4 protein-coding genes are annotated in these 4115 nt (G+C 45.3%); 2 read left to right on the forward strand and 2 right to left on the reverse strand.

Features of this window, described 5'->3' with window-relative positions:
- Positions 1 to 61: 61 nt before the first annotated feature.
- Complete coding sequence (locus KDK19_RS13255; protein WP_257281308.1) at positions 62 to 247, reverse strand: hypothetical protein; 186 nt, start codon at positions 245 to 247, stop codon at positions 62 to 64.
- A gap of 379 nt (positions 248 to 626) precedes the next feature.
- Positions 627 to 1784 carry a hypothetical protein gene (locus tag KDK19_RS13260; protein ID WP_257292144.1) on the reverse strand — a complete coding sequence of 386 codons (1158 nt, stop codon included), beginning with the start codon at positions 1782 to 1784 and terminating at the stop codon, positions 627 to 629.
- Between the two features lie 122 nt (positions 1785 to 1906).
- Here KDK19_RS13260 and KDK19_RS13265 point away from each other — a divergent pair, with 122 nt between their 5' ends.
- Positions 1907 to 2317, forward strand: a complete 411-nt coding sequence (locus tag KDK19_RS13265; RefSeq protein WP_257281310.1) for a tRNA-dihydrouridine synthase — start codon at positions 1907 to 1909, stop codon at positions 2315 to 2317.
- A 57-nt stretch (positions 2318 to 2374) separates the two neighbouring features.
- The gene (locus tag KDK19_RS13270; RefSeq protein ID WP_257292145.1) at positions 2375 to 3763 is read left to right on the forward strand and encodes a hypothetical protein; all 1389 of its coding nucleotides are present in this window, start codon (positions 2375 to 2377) and stop codon (positions 3761 to 3763) included.
- Positions 3764 to 4115 lie beyond the last annotated feature (352 nt).

Genomic DNA, 4115 nt, shown 5'->3' on the forward strand with positions numbered 1-4115 from the left:
CGTGAGAAAGTAGCAGCCTGGGCTAGGCGCCCCCATGGGAATCCCCCACTGATTTCTTGAATCAGTGGGGGAGGATGTCAACCGATAACATCCTGTTCCATAGCTTGTACAGGTTACCGCCCGGATTATTTTCAAAGTCAGCCCGAGACTGACCATCAATACCGGTAGCTCCCTTATTGGCTTTCACTCTCAGCCAGACTTGCCAAACAAGCCCTTTAGAAATTGTAAACGGTTTTGCTTCAGTCATAGATTCATCCCGACTAATTTGGTTGATCCATTCCTTCCACTGGAATTGCAGTTACGAGCAGACCGACTCTGCTGTCGTGGCACACTGCTCTGCCTGGAAATAAATACGGGGAGCTGTTCACACTCCGATGCAGCAGCATGGGAGCGAATTGAAATGGTACGGAAATTAACACTTAGCTGCACTAATCGTTCCGGTGTTTTATCGGTGGGCGAATGGTTGCTGGTCATTTAGTACATATGTTTTGTTTGCTATGGAGCCAAGCATAGTGCCAGATGGTAAAACGGTAAAGAGTAATAGCCTGCAATGGTTTGTTCCAATAAAACACTTGACCAGACTATTCATTTGTCTGGTCAAGTGTCCGGGACGATTCTTAAGCATGTCAGAGCATGCTTGCAGCAACAAGGTACATTGCGACCAAAAGGGCAAACCCCGGCGGGTTGTAGAGGGAGTTTGCCTGATTGATCAGGCGTTGCCTGATGCTACCTACATTGACGGTCAGGGTCGATTTCCACAGCCGCACACTGCCATATTCGGGTAATGCCTCAAACAGATAAACGTCACTATTTCGGTATTCCGGTTTGAGAATAACCAGACGCTCGCCTGCATGCTGACACAACCAACTATCGACAATCACTCCTTTATCGTTCAGCAGGCTGACCTTGCTGTTGGATTCCTCACAAAGTGCAACCACCGGGTGATGCGCAGCTTCAGAAATATGTTCAGTTCGGGTCTGGTTGTAGCCGATCTCCCACACTAACTCAATGGGACGTGCCAGTGAATAGTTATATCCGGTTGGAACAGCTTCAGTAGCCTTTGCAATAACGGTTTTAGTCACTGTTTTGGTAACTGTTGCGGTATCAGAATCAGTTTCATTATAGATCTTGGAAATATTGACAGGAACAGGAGTCGTGACAGGAGCAAGAGTCGTTGCATGATAAAGATCAGCAACAGGATCGGTTGCAGGGCAAATATTTGACTCTGGGTCAAATGGGCCAAGGCAGCTGGGATCAGGGTCGCCAGATTCTTTACAGACATGAATCCGGATACGCATATTATGTGTAAGGCAATGCCCACCTTCACGGCGGTTGATTGAAGACTCAGAGCCATCAGATGTGGATATCAAATAGTAATCTTTACCCCCTTCAAAGGCCTCATCTCCAGGTTCTTGAGAGTACTCAGGTGGATAAAAAGGGAGTTTTAGACGAATCAGATTTAAAGGATCTTTGCATAAGAAAATACGTGCATCAGGATCGTACTTGTTATCTACCCGACAGTCATCATAGCTCGTTTTGTTGTAGACCAACCATGCATTGTCGTACATTGTATGGGCTTGTCGATAGTAAACTCGTTTCTTTGTAACAATGTCAAAGTTTGGACAAATAATATTTATCTGTGAACCCAGTCTTACATACAGGGTTGTATTCACTTCATGCGAAAATAAAGGCCAATCCCAAAAAATACTTTCGTATTCTTCAACTGCATAACACACCGGCAAGAGGTGGTGTAATAGTGTAAATCCGAATACAACAAGCTTCATGTTTTTTTCTCCAGTACAGATCCGAAACCAAAAGTAGCAGAAAGTCCTGCGCATCCATGGTTTTTCGCCAATGTCCTGCTTCGGCAATAATGTTATACAGTGGTTATATCGACCTGTAAGGAGTGCTTTGCCGTGATTCTCTCATCCGGGAGTCTCTGGATATTCCGGTGATTGCCAATGGCGAAATCTGGAATCATGACGATGCTGAAAAATGCCGTGCAGTGTCTGGCTGTTCCGATTTACTGGTAGGGCGTGCTTCTCTCACCATCCCGGATATTACCGGTATGATTCTTGAGCGCCGTGGTGCAATTCCATGGTCGTCTGTGCTGAGGTTGATGATTGAGCTGGGTGAGCGTGATCTCGCAAATGGTAAATGGAAATACTACCCTTCTCGTTTAAAGCAATGGCTGAATTATCTGCGCAAGGCCTATCCGGAGGTTCAGGGTTTGTTTGCCAGGGTTCGTGTGATTAAAGACGCTGATGCTATTGTCAAGGCCGTTGCTCGGGATCAAAAGAAAGTCTCACTCATTTAATCCACCTGAGTTTTTAGCCGACATAGCACATAAGGTGAATACAAAGATGATAAACCAATGGATCAAAAGCCAATGAGCCGTATGGAGGGGTGCAAGCATACTTACAGAATGACTCTGGATCAGGGCGAGGGTCATATTGCTGCGGTTAGTAGGGCTGCTAAAGCACTAATATTTGGATATCGGGTCAGTTCGGTGGATAATTCCCGGCGATATACTCCATCGCCTGAAGCCTCCGGTTCTACCTTGGAGGAGAAAAGTATTTTGGCACGGGATGTGGCAGCCACACCCCCTTCACCTGTTTTAAGTAAGCGTGCCCCGGTTCACTTTTCCCGGGCTATTTTGTCTGCTTTTTCTTCTGAGACGGATAAGCATCAGGCAGCGTATCTCACAGAATGTGTTAGTTATAATTCCAAATCGGGTGAGATTGTTCCGAAAACGTCATGGATTGGCCGACTGTTCAGGCCAAAGCATAAAGAGCCAACGCGTGTTGAGGTCAATGATAGTTTCAAAGCTGCACTTCAGAATGCTTTTCCTGACGCTGACGTCAATAAGGTATTTGATGCTTGTTTTTCTCGGGGGTATGACCCCGCAACGCACAAAATAACCGAAAAAGAGGCTCTGTTGCTATTAAATGCGTTGAAGCTGCCTCCACAGAAAGATTCTGCGCAAAAGCCTGATAATGCTGCTGTTGATTTGACGAGTGATGCATTGGTGTTTCAATACGATAAAGAATCGAAGTCGATTATGTTGGTAGATGATCTGCGTTCCTATCTAATAAGAAGAAATGGGTTGGACGATTCTGACACTGCTTATCAGACTGACTTTGATATTCAGTACGGCCAGGATCATACTGCTTTGCGTCAGAAGCTATCCCATAGCTTCTTTAAAAAAGCCGTAAAAGGCTGGATTAAAGATATGGGAGGGGATTCTTTCAATGCCGGTCTTATTTTCAAAGAAGCCCGGGAGCTTGCGTTGGGGATTAAAGAACAACCCGAGTCATTCACGGGTGAAGACGGGATTAAAATGCTAAAGCTAATGGGGAATTCACCCGTACTCAACCTGTCTCAGGCAGGCATTCAGCAATTTTTTCCAGGTGGTAAAAACTTTTCTGAATTACTCGAGCTGGTGGCAAAAAAGATTCAGTACAGCAATGTACCTTTACCTGCTCTTACTCCCGAGCAAGAACGCCAGTTTGTGGCAAACTGCCGGGGTGCTGTGAGGGAGGAAGTAAATAAATCCATCCGGGACTCAAGGGAAAAACTGGAGAAGTTCGAAAAAGAAGGAAAAGAGATTACAACTAATTTGATATCGGATGCCGCTATTGGTTCTTTGTTGTTCACGGATGAACTCAGAAAAATGGCCCTCGATGAATATATCAAGCTGGTGTCAAATGCCTATTCTGAAACTCTGTATAACGAACTGAAAAACCGCCACAATGATGGCTAAACACGATCTCTTCGTTCCCAGTCGAGTCGCCAGAGGGAACTTCCCCGCTACGTGATCCGTATGGCTCGTGGTGCGGGAGGAGCAGAGCCGTGAGGCTCTGCCCAATCCCGATTATGTTATGTCGCTAGCCAAATAAATCAGAATGTGATCCAGATCTATAATCCTTTTTGAATTTCGTTGACCGTACTGGAGTAAGCATCATTATTTGTCCAGATCATTAAACATTTCTTCCATAGAATCATATCGAGTCAAACCTAAACCCTTGCCTGTGTCTTCGAAAGTTTTAAGGGTTTCTTCATTAGGTATACGAACATCAAAAGGCAACCCGTTACACAAGCCTACCTGCTTATAA

This window comes from Endozoicomonas sp. ONNA1 (assembly GCF_024606325.1).
In the GTDB taxonomy this organism is placed as follows: domain Bacteria; phylum Pseudomonadota; class Gammaproteobacteria; order Pseudomonadales; family Endozoicomonadaceae; genus Endozoicomonas_A.

Bases quoted from the DNA above. Each gene is read 5' to 3' on its own strand.
- KDK19_RS13255 (WP_257281308.1), bottom strand. From the start codon at position 247: ATGACTGAAGCAAAACCGTTTACAATTTCTAAAGGGCTTGTTTGGCAA.
- KDK19_RS13260 (WP_257292144.1), bottom strand. From the start codon at position 1,784: ATGAAGCTTGTTGTATTCGGATTTACACTATTACACCACCTCTTGCCG.
- KDK19_RS13270 (WP_257292145.1), top strand. From the start codon at position 2,375: ATGGATCAAAAGCCAATGAGCCGTATGGAGGGGTGCAAGCATACTTAC.